This is a genomic window from Neobacillus niacini (genome assembly GCF_031456445.1).
Classification (GTDB): domain Bacteria; phylum Bacillota; class Bacilli; order Bacillales; family Cytobacillaceae; genus Neobacillus; species Neobacillus niacini_I.
Window position 1 is genome coordinate 1 of record NZ_JAVDUQ010000094.1, and the last position, 1,174, is coordinate 1,174.

The 1,174-nt window shown below is 37.7% G+C and carries 1 pseudogene; it reads left to right on the forward strand.

The features are described 5' to 3' along the window. Positions 1 to 103: 103 nt before the first annotated feature. A pseudogene (locus J2Y67_RS27850) lies at positions 104 to 1,174 on the forward strand (IS3 family transposase); the annotation flags it as partial.

Below are 1,174 nucleotides of genomic sequence, written 5' to 3' on the forward strand. Positions count from 1 at the left end.
ATAAAATGTACCCTATAGAGTAGACACTTAGAAAAAAAGTCTACCTATAGGGTACTTTTTTGTATAATTAATAAAAAATCATTTAGATAATGGGGATAATTTTATGAGTAAGAAAGCTTTTACAGAGAAAGAGATCACGCTATTAGCTAAAAATCCATACGTTAAATCTGTTAGTTCAAAAGGTATCACTTATTCAGAGGAGTTTAAGCGTCATTTTATTACTGAATATGATAAAGGAAAGCTTCCAAGAGAAATCTTTGAGGAAGCAGGATTTGACGTTAACATCATTGGGAGAAAGAGAGTCCAATCGTCTTCGGATAGATGGAGAAAAGCTTTTCAGGAGGAAGGAGCTCTAGGGCTTAGAGATAGTCGCCAGGATAGTTCCGGTAGACCTCGTCTAACAGAACTATCCCTTGAGGAGAAATACGCTAGATTGGAAGCACAAATGAATCTGTTAAAGGCGGAGAATGAGCTCATAAAAAAGATTCGTATGTTAGAAAGGGGGCTGAAGAAGTAAAAGTCCCTCCCAGTCAGAAATACAATTTAATTCGCTATGTTATTGAAAAATATAACTTAAAACATATGGTGACATTCCTTTGTGAGGCAGCTGGTGTTTCACGGAGCGGATATTATAACTATTTCTCACCGAAGTCAGAAGAACAAAGAAAACGCAGGGAAGAAAAGGATGAAGAGGCAAAGGAATTGATTTTTAAGGCCTTTCGCTTTAAAGGTCGAATGAAAGGGGCACGTCAAATCAAAATGACATTGGCGGGTCAATTTGAGTGTGTCTTCAATTTGAAACGCATTCGTAGAATCATGAAGAAATACGGTATTATCTGCCCTATTAGAAAAGGAAATCCATACAGAAGAATGATGAAAGCAACACAAGAACATCGAGTAGTACCAAACCTGTTAAACCGTCACTTTAAGCAAGAGATTCCAGGTAAAGTGCTTCTAACTGATATCACTTACCTTAATTACCAGAACGGACAAAGAGCTTATTTATCCGTCATAAAAGACGGGGCTACGGGTCAAGTTCTAGCTCAATATTTGTCTGATCGTATCACAATGGAACTAGTCACAAACACCTTACTCAAGCTAAAGAAGAACCGAAACTTTAAGAAAGCAAAAGACGCCCTAATTCATTCGGACCAAGGGACCCACTATACTCACC